Source organism: Parasedimentitalea denitrificans (assembly GCF_011813015.1).
Taxonomy (GTDB): Bacteria; Pseudomonadota; Alphaproteobacteria; order Rhodobacterales; family Rhodobacteraceae; genus Parasedimentitalea; species Parasedimentitalea denitrificans.
In genome coordinates this window covers 20,267-43,510 of sequence record NZ_QHLQ01000005.1, presented here as the reverse complement: position 1 = coordinate 43,510, position 23,244 = coordinate 20,267, and the positions used below count along the sequence as shown (strand labels likewise).

Genomic DNA, 23,244 nt, shown 5'->3' with positions numbered 1-23,244 from the left:
CAGACAAGAGGCAGGATGGGGTTTTTCCACTTTTTTCCATCAAATTGGCCGATTTATGTGCAAAATGTCAGCCAATTCACGCAGCTTGCGCACAAACAACCCTATCACGACCATCCAGATCCTGAACCACACGGATCATGCGCAGTTCGGCCTGCTCAAACATAGCGGCAACCGCCGCAGCTTGGGTTGGTCCAATTTCAACCAAAACGCGACCACCCGGCGTGAGAAATTTCCCAACATCCCTTGCGATTTGGCGATAGGCCCCCAAACCATCACCGCCATCCGTCAATGCCATTTCCGGTTCGTGCTCCCGCACTTCAACCGACAGATCTGGCATTTCAGTCAATGCAATATACGGTGGGTTGGACACGATAAGATCGAATTTCCCATCCACAGCCTTAAACCAGTCGGACTGGCGAATATCAGCCCGTGCCTCAACCCGGTGCAAAACAGCATTAGCGCTGGCTTGCAAGCAGGCCGCCTCGCTCAGATCTACACCCAGACCGGTGGCATCCTGCTGTTCAGCCAGCAGCGTCACCAAAATACACCCTGACCCGATACCAAGATCTAAAACGCGATGAAACGGCACTGAAAGGGCCGCCTCAATCAGACATTCCGTCTCTGGACGCGGGTCCAGCACGTCGCCCGACACCTTAAACCGGCGACCATAAAACTCTCTCTCGCCCAACAGATGCGAAACCGGGACCCGAATCGCCCGCAGTGCAATCAACTGCTCATAGCGTTCGGCAATGTCAGACGCCAAGTCCTCGGGGGCGATCAACGTCACACGGCTTGCCTCAATCCTCGCAGCATGTGCCAACAAAACACGGGCATCACGGGCTGGATCTGGAACCCCTGCCGCACGCAGCCGCGCAGTCGCGGCGACCATCGCCTGCGCCGCTGTTTGCACGCCGCTCATTGCCCCATTTCGGCCAGAAGCCGTGCCTGGTTGTCTGCCGACAATGCGTCGATAACCTCGTCCAGATCGCCTGCCATCACCTGATCCAACTTATACAATGTCAGATTAATACGGTGGTCAGTCATCCGACCCTGCGGAAAGTTATAGGTCCGAATACGCTCGGAACGATCCCCCGACCCCACTTGCGCCGCGCGATCCGCCGAGCGTTCGCTGTCCACTCGCTGGCGTTCCATATCATACAGGCGTGTTTTCAACACCTGCATCGCAATTTCACGATTTCGGTGCTGGGATTTCTCCGAGCTGGTAACAACAACGCCGCTGGGCAAGTGAGTGATACGCACAGCCGAGTCGGTGGTGTTGACGTGCTGCCCCCCTGCCCCGGATGAGCGCATAGTGTCTATCCGCAGATCATTTGCGTTAATCTCAATGTCCACATCTTCGGCTTCCGGCAAAACCGCGACGGTAGCGGCCGAGGTGTGAATACGCCCACCGCTTTCTGTGGTCGGCACACGCTGAACCCGATGCACTCCAGATTCGAACTTCATCCGGGCAAACACGTTCTCACCCTTGATATGTGCGACAACCTCTTTGATGCCGCCAAGTTCGGTCAACTGCTCTTCTAGAATGTCGAACTTCCAGCCATTCGTTTCAGCGTACCGTTGATACATCCGCAACAAATCGCCGGCAAATAGCGCCGCCTCGTCGCCTCCGGTTCCGGGACGGATTTCGAGCATCGCTGGTTTGGTGTCGGCTGCGTCTTTGGGCAACAGTGCCACCTGCAACGCAGTCTCAGCATCTGGGATCGCTGCCTTCAGGGCCGGAATTTCCTCTTCCGCCAAGTCCTTCATATCCGGGTCCGACAGCATCTCTTGCGCCTCATCCAGATCAGATAAAAGCCGTCGATAGGATTCGATTTGCTCAACCACCGGGCGCAGGTCCGAGTATTCCTTGGCCAGTTTGGCGATATCACCTGCACTGGATCCATCGGACATCAAGGCCTCAAGATACTGAAACCGTTGGATGATCTGTTCAAGGCGTTCTTCGGGAACCATAGGTGGATCGTCCGTTTCTGATGATATTTGGTCTGACCTGCCCCCTGTGATATGCTAGCGTCATGCAACATGCCAGAGCCGTTATTATCACTACACTTGCCCTGTTTGCCCAACCTGCGCTGTCTGATGTCAAAGCGCCCGGTGGCAAAACCATCGATTGTTACTGCACTGACAAGTCAGGGTCACGTGTAGAGCTGGGGGAAACGATCTGTCTGCAAGTCGACGGTCGAATGTTCATGGCACAATGCCAGATGTCACTGAATGTTCCAATGTGGCGCGAGGTAAGCCAAGGCTGCCTATCCTCTTCGCTGGAAAAGATCCCAAGCGACTACAGCACTGTGACCTCATTCCCAAAGCTATAATCCGAACTGACTAGTTGGAGGGGGCAACCTCAAGTGTGGGTATGCTCTCCATCTCGGCCAGCCAGTCTGCAATTCTGGCCTCGTTCACCCCCAGATCAGACCGGCCGAAACGCAACCGAGCATAGACTTTCAGCAAATCACCGTCCTGCCGCGCAGTGGTATAATCAGGAAACCCCAGGAATTTGGTTCGGGTCACATAAGTCGCCAAACCATCCTCAACCGAGCCAGCCAGTAGGTTCGTTCGCGGGGCTGAACTGGCGACCTGATCAAACCGGGCCAACCCATCCGGACCAGTGCGCACAACACGGAACACTCCGCCACGGAAGGTCTTGTCCTCAGTGAATTCTGGCTGAGTGTTCCAGTCCAACGGATCAACCGGAGCCAACCGGATCAGGCCAAGCACCACGATCACCACGGCCACACATATCCACGCAAACAGCATTATCCGTCCCATACCTCGGTCGACCTTTTAACTTGCGACCCCGACGCCGCGACTGACCCCGTTGACTTACTTTGTTGAAACACCCGGCAGCACGCACAGCATTTCATACAACAAGTTCGCGCCCGTTAATGCGGTATTGCCTGACGTGTCATAGGGCGGAGAAACCTCTACCAAGTCGCACCCCACAATATTCACACCGCGCAAGGCCCGGATCAGCTCCAGAGCCTGAGGCGTCGTCAATCCGCCGATTTCAGGCGTGCCGGTTCCCGGTGCATAAGCGGGATCAAGACTATCAATGTCATATGTTATATAGGTCGGCCGATTGCCAATATCTCGACGAATTTCAGCCCCCAGATTGTTCAATGACCGATGCCATAACTCTGATGCCGGGAATTGCTGAAAACCCCACCCCTGTGCCTCGGTGAAATCAGTGGCCGCATAACCTGTACCACGCAGTCCAATCTGATAGGTCTTGTCTGCTTGAATCAGGCCCTCTTCATAGGCACGACGAAACACTGTTCCGTGGTTTTCTTTTTCACCAAACATGTCTTCATTGACGTCCGCATGGGCATCCACATGCACCACCGCGACCGGGCCGTATTTCTTGGCTACAGCTCGCAGGATCGGCAGCGTGATCGAGTGATCACCACCCATGGCAATAGGCACAACACTTGTGCCGACAATCGCGTCATAGCTGGCTTCTATGATGCGCAAGCTATCCGGCAACGAAAAGGTGTTGATCGCAAGATCACCAATATCCGCGACCTGAAGAAACTCAAAGGGGGCCGCCTTGGTGGCCATATTATAAGGCCGCAACATCGCGCTCTCGGCCCGTATTTGTTTCGGACCGAACCGCGTGCCTGACCGCCATGAGGTGCCGATGTCCATCGGAATCCCTAGGACAGCCACATCCAAACCATCCAGAGACGTCGCCTGTGGCAGTCGCATAAATGTTCCAGGTCCTGAGAACCTAGCCAGGTCGTTGCCGCTGATCGGTTGATTTAAGTCAGTCATTTTTTCTCATATTCCAGCCCAACAGGCAGATAATTTCAGTGGCCGCATGGGCAGCAGCGATGGCCGTGGCGCCCGTGGTATCAAATGGTGGCGACACTTCAACCACATCGCCGCCCTTAATATTGATCCCAGCGATGTCTCGTAAAATACGCGCTGCCTGCGCCGAGGTCAGCCCCCCCCAGACCGGCGTCCCAGTACCCGGAGCATAGGCCGGATCCAACCCATCGATATCAAAGCTCAGATACGTCGGATGATCACCCAAGATCTCTTTGATCCGCAGTGCAGTCGCTGCTGGCCCTATCTCATGCACTTCGGCCGCATCGATGATATTCACACCCATTGTATCTTCGTTGCTGGTACGGATCCCGACCTGAACCGAGCGTGCAGGGTCGATCAACCCCATCTTAATTGCTTTGTAGACAAAGGTTCCGTGATCCACCCGGTCCATATCATCATCCGCCCAACTGTCGCTATGTGCATCAAACTGCAACAGCGCCATCGGACCGTATTTCTCGGCATAGGCTTTTAGGATTGGAAAGGTGATGTAGTGATCCCCGCCCAACGCAACCGAGGCCACATCCGCCGCAAGAATTCCACGCAGATGTGCACGCAATGCATCGGGAAAACCGGAAATATTGGCGTAGTCAAAGGCCAGATCGCCATAATCAACAATCGCAAACTCGCTAAGCGGGTCATAGCCCCAGCCATAAGGCGCATCCGGGCTTTGCAAGGCACTTGCCTCACGAATGGCCCGTGGCCCCAAACGTGTTCCCGGACGGTTGGTCACCGCCTGATCAAACGGCACACCTGTGACAGCGATATCAACACCACTTAGATCCTTGCTATACTTACGTCGCAAGAATGATGTGGCCCCCCCAAAGGTATTCTCAAAGCTAAGCCCCTTGAGGTCTTCGCGCGTAAAAGCCTCATCGACCAGATGTTTTGCATCTTCCAACGCCATGTCTGCATACCCTTCAGTCTGCTGTTGAGATCCGGCATAGACGACCACTTGCCGCCTGTCACCTCACCAGTTGCTCACCTTGTCAGGTTAATGGCTGAGCCCGTTCAACCAACCGCACAAAGAACGACGCTCCAACCGGTGCGACCTCATCATTAAAGTCATACTTGGGGTGATGCAGCCCGGCACTCTCCCCCTGCCCTAGGAAAAGATATGCCCCGGGTCGCGCCTGTAACATATAAGAAAAATCCTCGGCGCCCATTTTGCGATTGCACTCTGCACTCACATTGGCTTCGCCCGAGATTTCCTTGGCCACTTCCACCGCAAACTCCGCTTTATCAGCATGGTTTATGGTTGCAGGATAGCCCTTCTCATACTCCAGCTTGGCCTCGACCCCATAGCTCGCCGCTTGCCCGTCAACAATTTCTTGCATCCGTCGGATCACCATGGCCTGCACCTTAGGGTCAAATGTACGCACAGTTCCATTGATATAGGCAGTATCCGGGATCACGTTGTCCGTGGTGCCCGTGTGAATCTGTGTCACTGAAATCACCAGTTCCTCCAGCGCATAGTGGTTACGGCTGACAATAGTCTGGATCGCCTGCGCAATCCCACAGGCCGCCATTACGGGGTCACGAGTATCTTGTGGCATCGCACCATGGCCACCAACACCCTGAATATGAACGTGAAACTCATCCACTGCAGCCATCAACGCTCCGGGCGATGTCACAAATCCCCCCACCGGCATCCCTGGCGCATTGTGAACACCATAGACCTCACCAATGCCGAACCGGTCCATGATCCCCTCGTCGACCATGACACCAGCCCCGCCGCCATCTTCCTCAGCGGGTTGAAAAATCAAAGCAACGCGACCCCGAAAATTCCGCGTTTCAGCCAGGTACTTGGCAGCCCCCAGCAGCATCGTCGTATGGCCGTCATGACCACAGGCATGCATATTCCCAGCTTTGGTCGACGCGTACTCTACCCCGGTTTCTTCGGGAATCGGCAAGGCGTCCATGTCTGCACGCAACCCAATGGTCGGCCCTTCTCCCTGCCCGTTGATGATCGCAATCATGCCGGTCTGCGCAATACCTTCATGCAGTTCATCTACACCGAACTCACGCAAACGCTCTGCAACAAAGGCAGAAGTTTCCGGCAGATCAAACCCCAACTCAGGAATCGTATGCAGGTGCCGCCGCCAGGTCTTCATGTCTTCAGAAAAATCGGCGATACGGTTAACGACGGGCATGGGCTGGACTCCTAGGTCAGACTCGGGATTGATGCATCTGACACTGGAACGAAGGCCTCCGCAATGCCCGAAAACACACTGATCAACGACCGGACCGCCGGCATCGAACGACTGCTTGAAATCATGCGCCGCCTGCGTGATCCAAAAACCGGCTGCCCATGGGATATTGAACAGGATTTCGCCAGTGTCGCGCCCTACACAATAGAGGAAGCCTATGAGGTCGCCGACGCCATCGAGCGCCAACAATGGCAAGAGCTAAAGGGTGAACTGGGCGACCTGTTGTTCCAATCAGTGTTCCATGCCCAAATGGCGGACGAGGCCGGGCACTTCACCTTTCAGGACGTGGTCACCACCATGTCTGACAAGATGGTGAGCCGCCACCCGCATGTTTTCGGCGACGAAAACCGCAACAAATCCGCCGAACAACAGACCCAGGACTGGGAAACCATCAAAGCCGCCGAGCGCGCAGGAAAAGAGCAAAAAGGCACACTGGACGGTGTCGCCGTTGGCTTGCCTGCACTGCTGCGCGCCTACAAATTGCAAAAACGTGCCGCCCGTGTTGGCTTTGACTGGCCCTCAACCACCAATGTGCTGGAAAAGATCGCCGAAGAAAGCGCTGAACTTGTCGAAGCCCGCGATGAGTTGACACAGGAGGCAGTCGAAGAAGAGTTCGGTGATCTGATGTTTGTCATGGCCAACCTCGGCCGCCACCTCGGCGTGGAACCCGAAGCCGCACTTCGCCGCGCCAACGCCAAATTCACCCGCCGGTTCGAAGGCGTCGAATCCCGTCTTGCTGCGACAGGAAAGTCCCCTTCCGACAGCAACCTCGAAGAAATGGACGCACTGTGGGACGCTGTTAAATCCGACGAACGCACCAAGCCCCATCCAAAAGGCTAAGGCTCCTTCAGGGCATCTTTTTGCTAAAAATACTCAATTCCCAGTTCACAGCTCCCACTATCGCTGGACAAATCAGAACTGCCTTGCCAACTTCAATCTCTGAAATACTTAGAGGCCTTCATGACAGCACGCAAAATCATCATTGATACCGATCCCGGCCAAGACGACGCCGTCGCTATTCTATTGGCGCTCGCCAGCCCCAAAGAGATCGAAGTGCTTGGCATTACGGCTGTTGCTGGCAACGTCCCGCTGCCGCTAACGCAAAAAAACGCCCGTATTGTCTGTGAGATCGCAGGCAAACAGGATGTTCCGGTTTTTGCAGGCTGTGACGCCCCGTTGAAACGCCCGCTGGTCACCGCTGAACATGTGCACGGCAAGACAGGGCTAGACGGCCCCGAACTCACTGATCCGACAATGCCCCTAGCCGATGGTCACGCGGTGGATTTCATCATCGATACCCTGCGCAACCATCCCGCAGGAACAGTCACCTTATGCCCCCTCGGCCCGCTTACCAACATTGCCACAGCTTTCCAAAAAGCCCCGGATATCGTTGAAAAGGTACAGGAAATCGTCCTGATGGGCGGAGCGTATTTTGAAGTTGGCAACATCACTCCAGCTGCCGAGTTCAATATCTATGTTGACCCTGAAGCCGCCGAAATCGTCTTTAAATCTGGCCGCCCCATCGTGGTTATGCCGCTGGATGTGACCCACAAGGTTCTGGTCACCAAACCCCGTTGTGACGCCTTTCGCGCGCTCGACACCAAGGTCGGTGTCTTCGTTGCCGAAATGACTGAATTCTTCGAACGTTTTGATGTCGCCAAATACGGCTCTGCCGGTGCGCCCTTGCATGACCCATGCGTCACCGCCTACCTGATCCGCCCTGATCTGTTCACTGGCCGCCACATCAACGTGGAAATCGAAACCCAGTCTGAACTGACATTGGGGATGACCGTAGCCGATTGGTGGGGGGTCACAGACCGGCCTGCCAATGCAACCTTCATCGGCGACGTCGACGCCGATGGCTTCTTTGATATGCTGACCGAACGATTGGCCCTGCTATGAGCGCTGCACTACATCTCGCCAAGCCCGATGATCTGGACAAAGTGCTGACATTGGTCGCCGCCTTTCACGAGGAAATGCAGATCACCAGCAGCGAAGACAGCCGCCGCGCCGCTATTGAGCCGCTGTTGAACGGTATCCCCTATGGCGCCGTGTATCTGGCTGGCCCCACACGCGCGCCTATTGGGTACATTGTCGTGACGTTTAGCTGGTCGGTTGAATTCGGCGGTATGGATGCCTCGATAGACGAGCTTTATATACGCCCACCTGTTCGAAAACGCGGCATCGCTACCGAGGTTCTGATTGCCCTTCCGAAAACACTGTCCGAGGCAGGTATCACCGCGCTGCACCTAGAGGTCGACCGCGAAGATAAAGACACCCAGCGGCTATATGCCCGCACCCGCTTTCAGGCGCACGACCGCTATATGCGCATGACCAAAGACCTGTGACTGCTCAAGCTACGCAATCAGCTTTCTCAGCCTGGGGCCGACCTCGGCAAACCCATTGCCTTGGTAGAATTCCATAGTCCTTTTCCAGGCAGGTTGATCGGGGGCGCCAACTTCAAGCCTCTTCCACCTGCGCCTCTTCCCCGTGGCACAGGCTTCTTTCACTAGCCGTGTGGCCACACCTTTTGATCGCATTTCTGGCAAGACATATAATTCGGTGATTTCGCCAAAGATACCACCCGCATAGATCGCCGCGCACTCGTTTAGCATAATAATCCCAACGGGTTCCCCTTGGTCGTATGCGAGAATGCCAATTACATCATCACGTCCCAACAGGCGTGAAGTTGTGGGCTCCAATTCAGCGGGATCAACCAATTCTCCGCCTGTCAGCTCGGTTAATAAGGCTGCGACGAAACGAGCAACCAACTCACTCTCATCAGATGTGGCAACCTGTAGTCTCATAACGCGCTCCTGTAATTTGATCAAATTCCAAGGGCACGTTACTTCTCACCACAGCAGATACAAGAGCAACCAGCTGGCCAGCACTGACTAGTAGATAAAGACTGGCACCTGAAAATGATGTGCCTGCATTTGCAACACCGGGTCATCAGACTCTGCAATAATGTTGGTTATCGGATACCGCCCGTCGCCACTGCACCCTGACAACAAGATAATCGGCACACAAAGTACAATTGCGCGCATAACAAGCGTTTTCATCGTGAACCCCTTCCACACATCCGCAGCAGGGCATTGAAAGTCGCATGTGCGCTTGGCCGGTACACATCGCCGGTGCACACACAGGCTCTCGCCAAGCGCGGCCCATCATACTCTATGCAACTAGGTCAATTGGGGAAAATGCAAACAAATACCCCCGCCAACGACGTTGACGGGGGCAATTTCAAGTTCACAGGAACTTATATTATTTCAGGATCGAACGACCTGCGTATTCAGCAACTTCACCCAGCGTTTCTTCGATGCGGATCAGTTGGTTGTACTTGGCCAACCGGTCAGACCGCGCCAGCGAGCCGGTTTTGATCTGACCACAGTTAGTCGCCACAGCCAGATCGGCGATGGTGGCATCCTCGGTCTCGCCCGAACGGTGCGACATCACATTGGTGAACCCAGCGCGATGGGCCATATCAACAGCTTGCAGCGTTTCAGTCAGAGTTCCGATCTGGTTCACTTTGACCAGCATCGAGTTGGCAGAGCCTTTGGCAATACCGTCAGACAGACGCGATGGGTTAGTCACGAACAGATCGTCACCCACCAGCTGCACTTTGTCACCGATCGCATCAGTCAGTGCTTTCCAGCCGTCCCAGTCATCCTCGGACATGCCGTCTTCGATTGAAATGATTGGATAGTCTTCGACCAAAGCGGCCAGATAGGCTGCGTTTTCCTCTGATGTCAGGCTCTTACCCTCACCCGACAGAACGTACTTGCCGTCTTTGTAGTACTCAGTCGCGGCACAGTCCAATGCCAGATAGATTTCTTCACCGGCTTTGTAACCGGCCTTTTCGATCGAGCTGAGGATGAAGTCCAGCGCTTCACGGGTCGATCCGATGTTCGGCGCAAAGCCACCTTCATCACCGATACCTGTCGAAAGGCCAGCAGCTGTCAGCTCTTTCTTCAGGGTGTGGAACACTTCCGAACCCATGCGAACAGCTTCACGGATGTTATCCGCAGCCACTGGCATGATCATGAATTCCTGAATGTCGATTGGGTTATCTGCGTGCTCACCGCCGTTGATGATGTTCATCATTGGAACCGGCAGAACCCGCGCCGAAGTACCACCGACATAGCGGTACAGAGGCTGCGTGGTGAAATCAGCAGCAGCTTTGGCCACAGCCAGCGAAACACCCAGAATGGCGTTGGCGCCCAGACGGCTTTTGTTGTCGGTCCCGTCCAGCTCGATCATCGCCATGTCGATCGACACCTGTTCGGTGGCGTCAAATCCAACCAGCTCTTCGGCGATCTCACCGTTGACCGCAGCCACGGCTTCCAGCACGCCTTTGCCCATATAGCGGTCTTTATCGCCATCGCGTTTTTCAACGGCTTCATGGGCACCAGTTGATGCACCCGACGGAACAGCGGCGCGCCCCATGGTGCCATCCTCCAGGATCACATCAACCTCAACGGTCGGGTTGCCCCGGCTGTCCAGAATTTCGCGGGCGTGAATGTCGATAATTGTGCTCATCGGAAGGTCCCTGACTATAGCCATTGTTCGCCAGCGTCATAGGTAGACAGCGCGGAAATGTAAACCTCACGCGTTATCGCTAACAGCTTATATTTCAAGCTTTAGCGCCAACATCGGCACAATTATTTCGACATTCAGCGCGTTTTCTGCCGCTAGGCAGCAACCAACCCGCTAGCCCGAGCCAATTTGCGCTCCCGCAGAAAGGTGTACAATCCAGACCCAATAATCAGCGAGGCCCCGGTCATCGTCATCAGATCTGGGCGTTCATTGAACATCACCATGCCGACCAGAATCGAGAACAGCAAACGCGAGTACCGGAATGGTGTCACCGTCGAGGCATCCCCCACCCGCATCGCAACAACAATGCCATAGTACCCCATAACACCAAACACCACGCCGCCAAGCATCATCAAAGCCTGAGAGCTGCTAACCGGCGTCACCTCACCCGGGACTATCAACAACAGCAACATGCCTGCAACAATAAGCGACGCAAAACCCTGAAAACTAACAACAGTAGAAGAGACAGAGGCATCGACAAACCGGGTCAGCAGATCACGTGCGGCAATGGCAAATACGGACAGAAGCACCAGAATAGACGCAGGCTCAAACCCCTCCAGCCCCGGACGAATGATCAACAATACACCAATAAAGCCAACCAGAATGGCGCTCCATCGGCGCCAGCCAACCTGCTCTTTCAAGAACACGGCGGCGGCCATGGTAATCACCAGGGGCAAGGCCTGAAACACTGCCGCAACGGTAGAAATATCAACCAGCGCCAGCGCCGTGGCAAAACACATCGCCCCCACAGCCTCGGCCAGGGTCCGCAGCACCGCCGCAGGCTTCCAGGCCGCTCGCGCCACCAAGCTGTGCCCTTTTGACCAGGCCAGCACCGCAAAAACGCTACTGCTACCGACCCCCAACAAAATCAGGATTTGCCCCACCGGCATATCCGCCGACAGGTGCTTGATAAACATGTCTTCCAGCGTAAAAGCCGCCATCGAGGCGACCACCAGCAAAATACCATTCAGATTGTTCATTCGCGCATTTCCATCGGCAGTGTCATCAGCAGATTCTGACATCATCCGCGCAGAAGAACCGCATTTCACATCGTCTTTCTAGCCCAATCGCGACAACGCAGCACAACAAGACGTGTAACATCCCATCACAAACCTTGATGTACCCACATTGTTTTCCCACGATCGCTGTTTCCAATAGGAAAAACTCACTGCCATTTCCCAGTCAAATATTTGAGACTTCTGCGAACCACACACCCGTCCCGGCTCATTAGCCATACCCAACCCATGACATGCGGGCACCGCGATGATTTTTTGGAACAGGGAGTATTCTACTATGCCAGTCAGGAACTCAGCCATGTCGACGCCAGCCCCCTCCTTCTGCCAAGGAACACCCAATAGCCAATGGCTAAATGGCTCAGCGTTTCTTTTTGCCAGAAATACTCAATCCAAGATCTCGACATCAATCGTCTTATCAATCGACCAAGACCTTAGACCTACTCACTTCTTGCGAACAGGCACGCCATAAAGCTCCAGCTTGTGGCCCTTCAGCGTATACCCGAGTTTCTGGGCGATCTTTTCTTGCAACGCCTCGATCTCAGGATCAACAAACTCGATTACTTCACCTGTATTCATATCAATCAGATGGTCGTGATGATCGCGCTCAGCGTCTTCATAACGGGCCCGACCATCGCCGAATTCCAACCGCTCTAGTATACCGGCTTCCTCAAACAGCTTTACGGTTCGATAAACCGTCGCAATCGAAATTCCTGCATCCAGCCCACTGGCGCGCGTATACAGTTCCTCAACATCCGGGTGGTCGTCACTGTCCTGCAAAACACGGGCAATGATCCGGCGTTGACCAGTCATGCGCAGGCCCTTGGCCTCGCAGCGGGAAATTATTGTGTCAGGCATTGGCATCCTCTGTGCGCACACTTTACGCTTGGGTACCCTGTGTAACGAAAGAACCAGCGCTCGAAAACCGGGTAATAAAATAGAATGCCGGTTGACAAACGCCTTATCCACAGCCATTTGCCACATCAGGTATCCCTCTCTGCCGCGTGAGCAGAGGCGTTCGGGCAATTTGTCCCCTTCCGAGGCTCCGGCCTTTAACGCCTACAGTGACATACCTGCGTTCCCAAGATCACGCGTGGGGCACGAGCAGACGACCGGCGCTCTGGCATACGGCCAGTAGAACCTGAGGTCCCTGCCCCCAACTCGTCGCACAGGATGCGGCAAACACCGGCCGTGCACCCGCATGGCTGCGAAAGGATATGACTTGAGTGAATTCTCAACAATGGGGCTTCCTGAGAAGCTTCTGACTCGGATCGAGGCAATGGGCTTCAAGGATCCAACCCCAATTCAATCACACGCGATTCCCTATGCGTTGCAGGGCCGCGACGTTCTCGGCCTGGCCCAGACCGGCACTGGTAAAACCGCTGCCTTTGGTGTGCCACTGATTGCTCAGATGATGCAGTACGACCGTAAGCCTGCCGGCAGAACGGCTCGCGGCCTAGTTTTGGCTCCAACCCGCGAATTAGCAAACCAGATCAGCCAACAGCTCAAGGGTCTGCTGGAAGGCACGCCGATGAAAGTTGGCTTGGTAGTTGGTGGTGTATCCATCAATCCACAGATCCAGCGCATTGCCAAAGGCACCGATATTCTGGTCGCCACCCCTGGCCGTCTGCTCGACATCCTTGATCGTCGCGCGCTGGACCTTGGCGCTTGTGACTTCCTGGTTCTGGACGAAGCTGACCAGATGCTGGACATGGGTTTCATCCACGCCCTACGCAAAATTGCAGCGCTTCTGCCAGAAGATCGCCAAACTATGCTGTTTTCGGCCACCATGCCAAAGCAGATGAACGAGATTGCCGGCAGCTACCTGAAAAGCCCTGTTCGCGTCGAAGTTTCGCCTCCGGGCAAGGCCGCAGACAAAGTGACACAGGAAATTCACTTTATCGCCAAAGCGGAAAAGACAGCTTTGCTGAAGGAATTGCTGGCCAAGCACACGGACGAGCGCTCGCTGGTCTTTGGTCGCACAAAACACGGCTCTGAGAAGCTGATGAAAACGCTGGAAAAGGCTGGTTTCTCAACCGCGTCGATCCACGGCAACAAAAGCCAGGGCCAACGTGACCGGGCCATTGCTGCGTTTAAATCCGGCCAGATCAAAGTTCTGGTAGCCACCGACGTGGCAGCACGTGGACTGGACATTCCAGACGTCAAACACGTCTACAACTATGACCTGCCCAATGTGCCAGACGCCTATGTCCACCGCATCGGCCGGACTGCGCGTGCTGGCAAAGACGGTGCGGCTGTTGCCTTCTGTTCACCTGATGAGATGGGCGAGCTGAAGGACATTCAAAAGACTCTGGGAACCACTATCCCGGTCGCCTCGGGCACCCCATGGGAAGTCCAACCCGGCGCTAAGAAATCCAACGGCGGTGGCAACCGTCGCCGTGGCGGCGGCGGTGGTGGCGGAGGCCAGCGCAGATCGTCCGGTGGTGGTGCAAGCGAAGGCGGCAAGCCCGGTGGTGGTCAGCGTCGTCGGCGCCGCGGCGGCGGCGGCGGTGGTGGCAACCGTACCGCGGCCTAAACCAGTCTTATACTAAACAACTTGAACCCCGCTTAGGAGCTGTCCTGAGCGGGGTTTATTTATGCCCGTCGCAAGTCGGCCCAAACGGGTAAATGATCCGACGCGATATGTGCCGGGCGCTCGCGGTACACCCCATGCGCGGTGACCTGTAGGTTCGGCCCAACTGCCATCCGATCCAACGCCCCGATTGGGCGCAGGGCTGGAAAGCTGGGCTTGGGGGCCAAAAAGGTCATGTCCGGCGCCAAGTGGTCCAGCACAGGGGTACGGGACCATTCGTTGAAGTCCCCCCCCCAGACCAAAGGCGTATCATCGAAATTTGCGCTTTCACGGGCTAGATGAGTCACCTGTTCATGGCGCGCCTTACCAGTCAAACCAAGATGAGCACCGATCACGCGCAAAGGGCCGATGGCCGTGTCAAACTTAGCCCAAACCGCCCCACGGGGCTCTAACCCAGGCAAACTGATGTGCCCCTGATCGCGCATTTTGACCGACTGACAGCGCCACAGAATGGCATTTCCATGCCACCCCAGCGACCCCGCCCCGCCGAGATTCACAATTTGCCAACCGGCCTCGTCCAGCACGAAATGCGGCAAGGCGGCAGGTCGCGGCGGCAAACGTTTATCAGCCTCTTGCAACAAAACGATTTGAGCCCCGGTGCCCTCGATCACCTGAAGCGTCCGTCGTGGCAGACGGCGCAGATCCAGGCCAATACATTTCTGGATATTATAGCTGGCCAGACGCAGGGTTGGAGCAGTCATCAGTTTTCCTTTTGCTGGTTATTTATTGGCGCTTCTGCGTTACAGGTACAATGCGTTTTCACCCTTACTGTAGCCGTCGGCGAAAAGGGGCTGTCTGCCCCCTCTTGGCCTGCGGCCAATTCACCCCCGAGGATATTTCAGGCCAGATGAAAGGGATCAGGTTCCGCAAAAGGTTGCAGGCACCACCTGATCCGGGGTTGGCGGTTGCCGTAGATCGGTGTGTTCTGGCTGATCCTCAAACGGCTGAGCCAGTACCTGATTTAAAGTGTGAAACAGGGTGTAATCGCCAGCAACGCCAGCGGCTATCATGTTTTCAATCTGATGATTTCGCGGGATAAAGGCAGGGTTTGATCGAAGCATCAGCGCCTGAGGGTCGGGTTCACTCTCCATTCGCGCCTTCCAGCTTTCCTGCCAGTTGTCAAAACCAGTAGGATCAGAGAATTGGTCACGGGCGTCGCCCGTTGCCAAGGCACGGAATGTATTGGTGAAATCACATCCCCCCTGAGCCATCAGGTCAAGCAGTTCAGAGGTCAGCTGAAGGTCACTGTCCTGTGCGCTTGCAAGTCCCAGTTTGGCGCGAAACGTCTGTTCCCAGAGGTCTTGCATCATTCCAGGCATGGCGTGCACGATTTCAGTCGCCTCTTCTACCCCTTGCTGCGGATCGTCAAACTGTTGGATCAAGGCTGTGGCCAATTGCGCCAAGTTCCACACTGCGATGCCCGGTTGGTTGTCATAGGAATAACGCCCCTGATGATCGATAGAACTGAACACCCTCTGCGGGTGGTAGCTGTCCATGAAGGCACAGGGACCATAATCGATGGTTTCGCCAGAAATCGACGAGTTGTCGGTATTCATTACGCCATGGATAAACCCAACCCCCATCCAGGCTGCGATCAGCTTGCTTTGCGCATCTCTGACTGCGCGCAATAGCCCCATTGGCCCTTCGGCTTGCGGGTAATGGCGTTGAATTGCGTAATCTGTCAGCTGTTTCAGACTGCGGATGTCGCCGCGACGAGCAAACACCTCAAAACTACCCACCCGCAGGTGGCTAGAGGCGACGCGGGTCAAGACCGCACCGGGCAGGCCGCGCTCGCGTTGAACAGTTTCTCCGGTTTCCACAGCCGCCAGCGCACGGGTGGTGGGAATGCCAAGAGCATGCATGGCCTCGGACACCACATATTCCCGCAGCACTGGCCCCAACCAAGCCCGCCCGTCGCCGCGACGCGAATATGGTGTACGTCCGGAACCCTTTAGCTGAATGTCACGCCGCTGTCCGTCGGTTCCAACAGTTTCCCCAAGCAACACCGCGCGGCCATCGCCAAGCTGCGGGTTATAACTACCAAACTGGTGACCGGCATAGAGCTGAGCCAGCGGTTCCCCCCCATCAGGTACTTGGTTGCCAGCAAACACTTGCGCCATTTCGTTGATCTCGCCCGGAGAAATGCCCAACAGTTGCGCCAAGTTTTGATTAAAGCCGATTAGGTTCGGGGATTTCACCGGCTCGGGTGTCTGTTTGCTATAGAATACAGACGGCAGCCGCGCGTAGGAATTATCAAAGGGGATATGCAGTTTCATGCGCACAACATATGCATTGGATGTCGGATTTCCAGCAATAACCGGGGCACAGGGCTATGACCGCACAAGAGATTATCGCTAGGCTAGACCTGAAACCCCACCCAGAGGGTGGCTGGTATCGGCAAACCTGGCAGGCGAACAACGAAGGCCGCGCCAGTGGCACCTGCATCTATTTCCTATTGGCCGAAGGTGAAAGCAGTCATTGGCACCGGGTGGATGCAGCCGAGATCTGGTTATTTCATGCCGGAGCCCCCCTAGTTTTGTCACTTTCGGAGACGGATCAGGGACCCGCGCAGGATCATCTGTTAAGCCCCGATCTACGCGAGGGCGAGCCACAACTCATTGTGCCAAAAGGTCACTGGCAGGCCGCGCGAACGACCGGCGACTACACGCTGGTTAGCTGTACAGTTTCACCGGGATTTCAGTTTGATGGCTTTGAACTGGCCGACCCAGGCTTCGATATTTCTCGCGGATAACGCTTTGGCATTTGGTCCTTGCGGGCACGATGCTCATTAGCGATTGTCAAAGTAGAGCTGCCCAGTCCAAATCTTATGCTATAGCGCGCGTAGATAAACTACGGGGCTCGAAGTGTATTAGTCAAAAGTCCAGTGTCAGCGCAGCAGCCCTTGATCCAGCAGCGCTTGCAGACCGTTCGGGAACAGCTCAATCTCCTCACGCTCACTCGGATCAGTCGTGACCCAGCGGGCTCGGCAGATCTGGCCATTATCTTCGGAAAATGTGATCACCTCCTGATCTCCAAAGGCATCCGACGAAAAGGTAACTGGAGCAAGGAACAGAACTTCGTGGCCGATCTCACCCTCGTGGTGATAGATATTCTCCAACACATGATGTGGCCCGGAGATCTCAATGTCGACATGCAGTTCCTCACGGAACTCACGCTTTAACGTGTCCTGCCACGTCTCGCTAAACTCGACCGATCCACCCAAAGGGCGCAAGCCTTTCACTTTCCCCGCATCATCTTCGACTTCGGCGACTAGAAAACGGCCGCCACGCCAAGGCAATCCGATGGCCTTTACACGGATATGCTGCGCCGGATGCCAAATGGTCATTTGTTACCGCTTGCCCGTCGGCAGGCTAACGATCCCGCCACCGACGCATGCACTAACCCCTGTAGTGCCGGGCGCTGAGGTGACCAGCCCACGGGCAACCCGCACGGCGAGGTAGCCAAAAGCCTGAGCCTCTAGCATGTCGCCATCCAGTCCGACCTCTTCGACCGATTTGACGGGACAGTCCAAAGAGACTGCCAGCATTTGCATAAGAACCGGGTTATGGCGCCCCCCGCCCGTGGCCAGAACCATCGCGGGCTGTTCAGGACAATGCTGCATACCTTGTGCCACTCCGGCGGCACACATAGCGGTCAAAGTCGCCGCCGCATCCGCGTTGTTCAACTCGCCGACCAGATCAATCATTTCCGAAAAGTCATTTCGGTCAAGCGACTTAGGCGGAAGTCTTGAGAAGTAAGGCTCCGCCAAAAACAACTCGAGCGCACCAGTTTCAACTGTGCCGCCCATTGCAACTTTACCACCGGTGTCCATTTCCAACCCAAGCCGAGCCTGCATAAGATCGTTCACCGGGGCATTGGCCGGCCCGGTATCAAAGGCAAGCAGCGCTCCGGGCTCTTCTGCGGTGTCAAACCGTGGATCAACGTAGGTCAGGTTGCCAACCCCACCAAGGTTCAGAAAGCAAACAGGCTGATCCAGTTTCAGGAATTTGGCACAGGCAAAATGAAAGAACGGCGCCAGCGGAGCGCCCTCTCCACCCATTGCCACATCGTCTGAGCGGAAATCCCACACCACAGGTTTGCCTAGTTTCTGGGACAGGCCGGCACCGTCACCAACCTGATAGGTGCCCTGATGACGCGGTGCATGGGCAAGCGTCTGACCATGGAAACCAGCGATATCATAGTCCGAGAACTCAGACATCAACTCGGCATGGGCCGTATCCACCACTTTCGCGGCGGCCTCGGCTACGTCGCCGCCCCACGACCCTAGGCCAGCGCGCAACACCTCTCGTTCTGACTGAGAGTACTGGCGATAAGCGGTCTCTCCGAAACCGTAGATATGCGCACCGTCGGTCTCAACAATTGCGGCATCAACACCATCCAGTGACGTACCGCTCATCGCGCCAAGTGCCTTCACCACACCCGTTTTCGAAATGGCCTTGTTCATTCTCAGCCCCTTTTGGTCCTGCCGGATCTCTTCTGCCTGTTAACCATCCTTATAGGATAGTGTTTTTCTCTCGAAAACCTGTTCCCACTGCCGCAATTGCGTTTTATACAGTCCGACGCAATCCATAGCCGAGGCACATCATGACCTACCATCCCAAATCGGAATTTATGCGCGTAATGATAGAGCGCGGCTATCTAGCCGATTGCACCGACTATCAGGGATTGGACGAAGCTCTGATGACACCGGGCCAACCAGCCTACATTGGTTTTGATGCTACTGCCAAGTCACTGCACGTTGGATCGCTGATCCAGATCATGATGCTGCGCTGGTTCCAGAAAACCGGCCACAAACCAATCACCCTGATGGGCGGCGGCACCACCAAGGTGGGCGATCCGTCGTTCCGTGCGGATGAACGCCCGCTGCTGACCGAAGAACAGATCGACGCCAATATCGCCGGCATCAAGAAAGTGTTCTCGGCCTATGTCGATTACAACGACAGCGAAAACGGCGCTGTGATGATCAATAACGCCGAATGGCTGGATGGGTTGAACTACCTGGAATTCCTACGTGACATTGGCCGTCACTTCTCGGTCAACCGGATGCTGGCATTTGAATCGGTCAAATCCCGTCTGGACCGCGAGCAGTCGCTCAGCTTTCTTGAGTTCAACTACATGATCCTGCAAGCCTATGATTTCATGGAGCTTCACAGCCGGTACAAATGTATCCTTCAGATGGGTGGTTCCGATCAGTGGGGCAATATCGTCAACGGTATCGACCTGACCCGCCGCACCATCGACGGAGAAGTCTACGGCCTGACTTCGCCACTACTGACCACGTCTGACGGCAAGAAGATGGGTAAATCGCAGTCCGGCGCGGTCTGGCTGAACCCCGACATGTTGTCGTCGTATGAGTTCTGGCAGTTCTGGCGCAATACCACCGATGCTGATGTTGGTCGGTTCCTGAAGCTCTATACAGAACTGCCTATCGAAGAATGCGACCGTCTAGGCGCGCTCGAAGGGTCCGAGATCAACGAAGCCAAGATCCGCCTGGCAAACGAAGTCACCGCACTGTTGCACGGTGCCGAAGCTGCCAAAGCCGCCGAAGCCACTGCACGCGAAGTGTTTGAAAAAGGTGGCGTTGGTGATGATTTGCCAACAGTGACCCTGTCCGCGTCCGATCTGGGCGATGGCATTTCCATTGTGCAGCTGATCGTGAAATCCGGTCTCGCCAAGTCGGGCAAAGACGCCAAGCGCCTGATCAAGGAAAATGGTGCCAAGCTGGACGACGAACCGCTGACCAACGCAGGGTTGATGATTGACGCCGCTGCGTTGTCCTCTCCGATCAAGCTAAGCGCCGGCAAAAAGCGCCACGCACTGGTACAGCTAGACGGCTAAGCCCTAATGAGACCGGCCTGCATCCCATGTGGGCCGGTAACAACCTGTCAGACCACAACATTCTCAAGCAGGATCGTTGTATTGTGGCCGATATCAATCTGTCCGTGTTCGACCATATCGGCGGGCCCCATGTTGCGATAGCTCCAGCTAGCCTCGATCGGTCTGTCTTCATCCCGCCCATAAAACGCATCCTGATGCCCGACCGGCACCCCTTTGGGCGTCGTGTGGACCACTAGAGAGTTCCGCGTTGATCCCTTATCGGCAATCGGTGTTCCCCCATGCGGTAAGTGCGGATGCCACAGCACCGTTGACCCGGCCTTGATGTCCAACGGTTCAGGTTTCAGTCCTGCCGCCTCGACAGACTCCATCATACCTGCCTGATAGGATTTCCACATATCCATATCAAAGGCCTCAACCCCCTGCCCGTCTTCGTATTTGGATCGGGCCAATGCCTTCAAATCCAGTTCAGGCAACAGATGACCGCCGCGCACAACCTGCAACGTTCCGTTCCGGGTCGTCGCGTCCTCTAGCGCCACCCAGAACCCAACATAGTACTGACGTGGGTTGGTGGTGAAAAACGGCGTATCCCTATGCAGCGGCTGCGTTGATCCGCGCTGGAAGTACAACGACGTGTACAGCGCAGGACGCGCCTGAAACAGAAACTCCAGCAGACGCAGTGCCTTGTTCTCAAAATACAGTTTCTGCATCTGAGGCAGCACCAAGTGCAGATTGATCAACCGCGCATAATTGCCCTGCGCATCCGCGGCCGACGAAAATGCCTCTTTGTTGTCGGCAACCAATTTGGAAAACCCGGCCAGCGCCTCATCGATCATCGCCTGAGAGACCGACTGTTCTACGACAACAACGCCCTCCTCAACAAATAGTTCGGCCCAGGTCCGCAGATCCTTCGGCGCTTTGTTTTTGACAAAATCACGTTGTTTTTCAATGGGCGCGCAGTACCAGGGCGACTTTCCCTTAACCAGATTGCCCGACTTCTTTCGAAAGAACATCTTGGACCCTCACATTTCTGTGTGGGGTCAGGCTAAGGCCGCTCTGATTTGTTTGCAACATTGCAAACAAGAGCCCAGTGTTACCCCACAAGCCAGGCAATGCAATTCAGCAGCACAAAAACGGGTACCGACAGGGCCGTCGCCAGCAAAAATGCAGCGGCTTTGGTCATCCGTGGACCAGGCGCATGATGCCCCAAGATTTTATATTGATTTTTCATGGTTTCATTAACCATCATTTAGGTTTCCACAGCGTTAATGGGCGCATGTTTGATTTTATGCCTGCTGATGTCATGCCCCGCCCCATACAACGATCCACGCCAATCCGCTCCCTCGCCCAGTCGCAAGAATTTGCGCGTGCTTTACGGTCGCACGGGCAAGAGCCTTTGGTTTTGAACCAACTAAACGACACTGTGGTCATGCGACGTCGTATTATGGGCTGCGTTGACGTGGCGATGGTCAATCGCGCGCGCATCGACAAGCCACTGCGCCTAGTTGAGCTGCTCCAAGAACAGGGCCTGCGCCGTACCCCGGTCATTCTGTCACCAGAAAACCCAACACCAGAGCTGTTCAAGACAGGCGCGGTGCCATTGATGAGCCCAGCTCAGATTGCACGCCTTGACCTGACCGCCCCCAAGGAAGAGCGCCGCGCCGCGCTGCATCAGAAATGGCGCAACCGCCTGAAACACGCCGAATCGCAGGCATTGCGCGTCACCCGGCAGAACATGCCGCTGGACCCAGCCCACTGGCTACTGCAGGCCGAAGCCATTCAACAGGGGCAGCGTGGTTACCGCAATTGGCCACAGGATCTCACCCTAGCCTTTGTTCGCGAAAACCCTGGTAAGGCAAAACTGTTCCAGGCCTTTGAAGGTAAAGAGGTCGTCGCTGCCGTCTTGATCCTGTGCCACGGCACCTGCGCCAGCTACCACATCAGCCACACAACAGATCGGGGTCGCGCCCTGTCTGCGCACAATCTGCTCATGTGGAACGCCATGTCCTGGCTTGCAGCCAAGGACTATGTCGAACTGGACCTGGGCCTAATCAACACCGAGGATGCCGCAGGCTTGGCCCGTTTCAAACTTGGAACCGGTGCCAAACTGCACGAACTGGGCGGCACTTGGGGCTACTGGCCGCCAATGGGGCGCCTTCTGAGGCCCCTTGCGGCGCTTGATCGCGGATTAATGACGCCCCGGAAAACTGGACAGGTCTAGGCACATGTGACTATCTGAACATGTGTTCAGAAATCACAAGGAATTGCCTACATGAATTTGTCGACCACAGCTGCCGTTATCACTGGCGGCGCTTCGGGACTTGGTGAAGCCACAGCACGGCACTTCGCCGAAAACGGGGCCAAAGTAACAATACTGGACCGCGACGCTGAGCGCGGCCCGGCCATCGCCGCCGAAATCGGTGGACACTTCATTCAGACCGACGTTACCGACGAAGACTCGGTCGCCGCCGCCATCAGCTACGCCGTCGAAAAAATGGGCCGTATTTCAGTCTGTGTGAACTGTGCAGGCATTGCCTACGGCATCAAAACCGTCGGCCGTGATGGCCCTCACCCGCTGGACGCATACAAGAAAACCATCGACATCAATCTGGTCGGCACCTTCAATGTCGCACGCCTGGCCGCAGTTGAGATCGCCAAGAACGACCCAGAGCCTGATGGCGCGCGTGGCGTGATTATCAACACCGCATCAGTTGCCGCAATCGAGGGCCAAAAAGGCCAGGTTGCCTACTCTGCCTCCAAGGGCGGCGTGATCGGCATGTGCCTGCCCATGGCCCGTGATCTCGCCTCGACTGGTATCCGCGTCATGACAATTGCGCCAGGCATCTTCATGACACCAATGCTGGCGGGCCTTCCCGAAGAAGTTCAGGCACAACTGGCTGCAGATGTGCCCAACCCGCCCCGTTTGGGCGATGCATCCGAATATGGCCGCACCGCCGGTTTCATTGTTGAAATGGGGTATTTGAACGGCGAAGTTATTCGCCTAGACGGCGCGCTACGTATGCGCTGAGCGAACAGGGTGTTGCGCCCGGCGCAGCACCCCGACCGTTGCCTAAATCGGCCAGATTATTTGGCCGAACGCTTCTGCAAAAAAATAATTGATCGTTTTCACTGC

At 55.6% G+C, this 23,244-nt stretch carries 26 protein-coding genes; 9 read left to right on the top strand and 17 right to left on the bottom strand.

Features of this window, described 5'->3' with window-relative positions; translation table 11 throughout:
* Positions 1 to 76 precede the first annotated feature (76 nt).
* Positions 77 to 919 carry a peptide chain release factor N(5)-glutamine methyltransferase gene (gene prmC, locus DL239_RS07100; protein WP_167683317.1) on the bottom strand — a complete coding sequence of 281 codons (843 nt, stop codon included), beginning with the start codon at positions 917 to 919 and terminating at the stop codon, positions 77 to 79.
* Positions 916 to 1,971 carry a peptide chain release factor 1 gene (prfA, locus tag DL239_RS07095; protein ID WP_167683316.1) on the bottom strand — a complete coding sequence of 352 codons (1,056 nt, stop codon included), beginning with the start codon at positions 1,969 to 1,971 and terminating at the stop codon, positions 916 to 918. The genes prmC and prfA overlap by 4 nt, the downstream gene beginning before the upstream one ends.
* A 62-nt stretch (positions 1,972 to 2,033) precedes the next feature.
* Between prfA and DL239_RS07090 the strand changes: the two genes are divergently transcribed.
* Entirely contained in the window at positions 2,034 to 2,333 is a 300-nt protein-coding gene (locus DL239_RS07090; RefSeq protein WP_167683315.1) for a hypothetical protein, read from the top strand.
* Between the two features lie 10 nt (positions 2,334 to 2,343).
* On the opposite strand, the gene DL239_RS07085 is transcribed toward DL239_RS07090, so the two are convergent.
* The 4 genes from DL239_RS07085 to DL239_RS07070 form a co-directional block, all read right to left on the bottom strand.
* On the bottom strand, positions 2,344 to 2,787 hold the full coding sequence (locus DL239_RS07085; RefSeq protein ID WP_167683314.1) for a DUF1499 domain-containing protein: 444 nt from the start codon (positions 2,785 to 2,787) through the stop codon (positions 2,344 to 2,346).
* A gap of 54 nt (positions 2,788 to 2,841) precedes the next feature.
* Entirely contained in the window at positions 2,842 to 3,789 is a 948-nt protein-coding gene (speB, locus tag DL239_RS07080; protein WP_167683313.1) for an agmatinase, read from the bottom strand.
* Positions 3,782 to 4,750: an agmatinase gene (speB, locus tag DL239_RS07075; protein WP_167683312.1), complete on the bottom strand. Its 969-nt coding sequence runs from the start codon at positions 4,748 to 4,750 to the stop codon at positions 3,782 to 3,784. The genes speB (DL239_RS07080) and speB (DL239_RS07075) overlap by 8 nt, the downstream gene beginning before the upstream one ends.
* Before the next feature lie 82 nt (positions 4,751 to 4,832).
* On the bottom strand, positions 4,833 to 5,996 hold the full coding sequence (locus tag DL239_RS07070; RefSeq protein WP_167683311.1) for a M20 aminoacylase family protein: 1,164 nt from the start codon (positions 5,994 to 5,996) through the stop codon (positions 4,833 to 4,835).
* A 63-nt stretch (positions 5,997 to 6,059) separates the two neighbouring features.
* Here DL239_RS07070 and mazG point away from each other — a divergent pair, with 63 nt between their 5' ends.
* The 3 genes from mazG to DL239_RS07055 all read left to right on the top strand — a co-directional run bounded on the left by mazG (position 6,060) and on the right by DL239_RS07055 (position 8,401).
* Positions 6,060 to 6,893 (top strand): nucleoside triphosphate pyrophosphohydrolase, encoded by an 834-nt coding sequence (gene mazG / locus DL239_RS07065; RefSeq protein ID WP_167683310.1) that lies wholly within the window; start codon positions 6,060 to 6,062, stop codon positions 6,891 to 6,893.
* A gap of 120 nt (positions 6,894 to 7,013) precedes the next feature.
* Complete coding sequence (locus tag DL239_RS07060; protein ID WP_167683309.1) at positions 7,014 to 7,955, top strand: nucleoside hydrolase; 942 nt, start codon at positions 7,014 to 7,016, stop codon at positions 7,953 to 7,955.
* Positions 7,952 to 8,401, top strand: a complete 450-nt coding sequence (locus DL239_RS07055) for a GNAT family N-acetyltransferase (RefSeq protein WP_167683308.1) — start codon at positions 7,952 to 7,954, stop codon at positions 8,399 to 8,401. The genes DL239_RS07060 and DL239_RS07055 overlap by 4 nt, the downstream gene beginning before the upstream one ends.
* Before the next feature lie 9 nt (positions 8,402 to 8,410).
* Here DL239_RS07055 and DL239_RS07050 read toward each other — a convergent pair whose 3' ends face one another.
* From DL239_RS07050 to DL239_RS07030, 5 genes are all read right to left on the bottom strand, one after another.
* Positions 8,411 to 8,860, bottom strand: a complete 450-nt coding sequence (locus tag DL239_RS07050; protein WP_167683307.1) for a GNAT family N-acetyltransferase — start codon at positions 8,858 to 8,860, stop codon at positions 8,411 to 8,413.
* Between the two features lie 87 nt (positions 8,861 to 8,947).
* Positions 8,948 to 9,115 (bottom strand): hypothetical protein, encoded by a 168-nt coding sequence (locus tag DL239_RS07045; RefSeq protein ID WP_167683306.1) that lies wholly within the window; start codon positions 9,113 to 9,115, stop codon positions 8,948 to 8,950.
* Between the two features lie 202 nt (positions 9,116 to 9,317).
* Positions 9,318 to 10,592: a phosphopyruvate hydratase gene (gene eno / locus DL239_RS07040; RefSeq protein WP_167683305.1), complete on the bottom strand. Its 1,275-nt coding sequence runs from the start codon at positions 10,590 to 10,592 to the stop codon at positions 9,318 to 9,320.
* Between the two features lie 152 nt (positions 10,593 to 10,744).
* Positions 10,745 to 11,629, bottom strand: a complete 885-nt coding sequence (locus tag DL239_RS07035; RefSeq protein ID WP_167683304.1) for a DMT family transporter — start codon at positions 11,627 to 11,629, stop codon at positions 10,745 to 10,747.
* Between the two features lie 477 nt (positions 11,630 to 12,106).
* Positions 12,107 to 12,520, bottom strand: coding sequence for a Fur family transcriptional regulator (locus DL239_RS07030; RefSeq protein ID WP_167683303.1), 414 nt, complete (start codon positions 12,518 to 12,520; stop codon positions 12,107 to 12,109).
* A 343-nt stretch (positions 12,521 to 12,863) separates the two neighbouring features.
* Between DL239_RS07030 and DL239_RS07025 the strand changes: the two genes are divergently transcribed.
* Positions 12,864 to 14,198: a DEAD/DEAH box helicase gene (locus tag DL239_RS07025; RefSeq protein ID WP_240931787.1), complete on the top strand. Its 1,335-nt coding sequence runs from the start codon at positions 12,864 to 12,866 to the stop codon at positions 14,196 to 14,198.
* A gap of 59 nt (positions 14,199 to 14,257) precedes the next feature.
* On the opposite strand, the gene DL239_RS07020 is transcribed toward DL239_RS07025, so the two are convergent.
* Both DL239_RS07020 and DL239_RS07015 read right to left on the bottom strand, forming a co-directional pair.
* Positions 14,258 to 14,956, bottom strand: coding sequence for an endonuclease/exonuclease/phosphatase family protein (locus tag DL239_RS07020; protein WP_167683302.1), 699 nt, complete (start codon positions 14,954 to 14,956; stop codon positions 14,258 to 14,260).
* Between the two features lie 156 nt (positions 14,957 to 15,112).
* The gene (locus DL239_RS07015; RefSeq protein ID WP_167683301.1) at positions 15,113 to 16,531 is read right to left on the bottom strand and encodes a protein adenylyltransferase SelO; all 1,419 of its coding nucleotides are present in this window, start codon (positions 16,529 to 16,531) and stop codon (positions 15,113 to 15,115) included.
* 56 nt (positions 16,532 to 16,587) lie between these two features.
* Between DL239_RS07015 and DL239_RS07010 the strand changes: the two genes are divergently transcribed.
* Positions 16,588 to 17,007, top strand: a complete 420-nt coding sequence (locus DL239_RS07010) for a cupin domain-containing protein (RefSeq protein WP_167683300.1) — start codon at positions 16,588 to 16,590, stop codon at positions 17,005 to 17,007.
* Between the two features lie 135 nt (positions 17,008 to 17,142).
* Here the strand turns inward: DL239_RS07010 and DL239_RS07005 are convergent, their stop codons facing one another.
* Positions 17,143 to 17,601: an NUDIX hydrolase gene (locus DL239_RS07005; RefSeq protein ID WP_167683299.1), complete on the bottom strand. Its 459-nt coding sequence runs from the start codon at positions 17,599 to 17,601 to the stop codon at positions 17,143 to 17,145.
* A 3-nt stretch (positions 17,602 to 17,604) separates the two neighbouring features.
* Entirely contained in the window at positions 17,605 to 18,720 is a 1,116-nt protein-coding gene (locus DL239_RS07000) for an anhydro-N-acetylmuramic acid kinase (protein WP_167683298.1), read from the bottom strand.
* A gap of 140 nt (positions 18,721 to 18,860) precedes the next feature.
* Between DL239_RS07000 and tyrS the strand changes: the two genes are divergently transcribed.
* Positions 18,861 to 20,114 carry a tyrosine--tRNA ligase gene (tyrS, locus tag DL239_RS06995; protein ID WP_167683297.1) on the top strand — a complete coding sequence of 418 codons (1,254 nt, stop codon included), beginning with the start codon at positions 18,861 to 18,863 and terminating at the stop codon, positions 20,112 to 20,114.
* Between the two features lie 47 nt (positions 20,115 to 20,161).
* On the opposite strand, the gene DL239_RS06990 is transcribed toward tyrS, so the two are convergent.
* Both DL239_RS06990 and DL239_RS06985 read right to left on the bottom strand, forming a co-directional pair.
* Positions 20,162 to 21,124 carry a phytanoyl-CoA dioxygenase family protein gene (locus DL239_RS06990; RefSeq protein ID WP_167683296.1) on the bottom strand — a complete coding sequence of 321 codons (963 nt, stop codon included), beginning with the start codon at positions 21,122 to 21,124 and terminating at the stop codon, positions 20,162 to 20,164.
* A gap of 80 nt (positions 21,125 to 21,204) precedes the next feature.
* Positions 21,205 to 21,360, bottom strand: coding sequence for a hypothetical protein (locus tag DL239_RS06985; RefSeq protein ID WP_167683269.1), 156 nt, complete (start codon positions 21,358 to 21,360; stop codon positions 21,205 to 21,207).
* 27 nt (positions 21,361 to 21,387) lie between these two features.
* Between DL239_RS06985 and DL239_RS06980 the strand changes: the two genes are divergently transcribed.
* On the top strand, positions 21,388 to 22,332 hold the full coding sequence (locus DL239_RS06980; protein WP_167683295.1) for a GNAT family N-acetyltransferase: 945 nt from the start codon (positions 21,388 to 21,390) through the stop codon (positions 22,330 to 22,332).
* A 51-nt stretch (positions 22,333 to 22,383) separates the two neighbouring features.
* Positions 22,384 to 23,139, top strand: coding sequence for an SDR family NAD(P)-dependent oxidoreductase (locus DL239_RS06975; RefSeq protein WP_167683294.1), 756 nt, complete (start codon positions 22,384 to 22,386; stop codon positions 23,137 to 23,139).
* The last annotated feature ends 105 nt before the right edge of the window (positions 23,140 to 23,244 follow it).